Origin of the sequence: Streptococcus pseudopneumoniae, assembly GCF_001070815.1 — a bacterium.
Lineage (GTDB): Bacteria > Bacillota > Bacilli > Lactobacillales > Streptococcaceae > Streptococcus > Streptococcus pseudopneumoniae_P.
The window spans coordinates 1-484 of the sequence record NZ_JVLX01000043.1 but is presented as its reverse complement, the minus strand read 5'-3'; the positions used below and the strand labels follow the sequence as shown (position 1 = coordinate 484).

Annotated in this window: 5 tRNA genes; all 5 read right to left on the bottom strand. The window is 53.7% G+C overall.

Going from position 1 to position 484, the window contains the following annotated elements:
• Positions 1 to 3: 3 nt before the first annotated feature.
• The 5 genes from ADG81_RS05050 to ADG81_RS05030 all read right to left on the bottom strand — a co-directional run bounded on the left by ADG81_RS05050 (position 4) and on the right by ADG81_RS05030 (position 426).
• Positions 4 to 76, bottom strand: a tRNA-Phe gene (locus ADG81_RS05050).
• A gap of 3 nt (positions 77 to 79) precedes the next feature.
• Positions 80 to 153, bottom strand: a tRNA-Met gene (locus tag ADG81_RS05045).
• A 10-nt stretch (positions 154 to 163) separates the two neighbouring features.
• Positions 164 to 253: transfer RNA gene (locus ADG81_RS05040), tRNA-Ser, on the bottom strand.
• 12 nt (positions 254 to 265) lie between these two features.
• Positions 266 to 339, bottom strand: a tRNA-Ile gene (locus ADG81_RS05035).
• 13 nt (positions 340 to 352) lie between these two features.
• A tRNA-Met gene (locus tag ADG81_RS05030) sits at positions 353 to 426 on the bottom strand.
• Positions 427 to 484 lie beyond the last annotated feature (58 nt).

Genomic DNA, 484 nt, shown 5'->3' with positions numbered 1-484 from the left:
AAATGGCGCGAGACGGAATCGAACCGCCGACACATGGAGCTTCAATCCATTGCTCTACCAACTGAGCTACCGAGCCTTATTGCGGGAGCAGGATTTGAACCTACGACCTTCGGGTTATGAGCCCGACGAGCTACCGAGCTGCTCCATCCCGCGTTAATACAAAAGGAGGATGTGGGATTCGAACCCACGCACGCTTTTACACGCCTGACGGTTTTCAAGACCGTTCCCTTCAGCCGGACTTGGGTAATCCTCCATACTATTCAAATGGACCTTGTAGGACTTGAACCTACGACCACTCGGTTATGAGCCGAGAGCTCTAACCAGCTGAGCTAAAGGTCCAACAAGATCATTATAGCGGCGAAGGGGATCGAACCCCCGACCTCCCGGGTATGAACCGGACGCTCTAGCCAGCTGAGCTACACCGCCATGTATCGGGAAGACAGGATTCGAACCTGCGACACCTTGGTCCCAAACCAAGTACTCT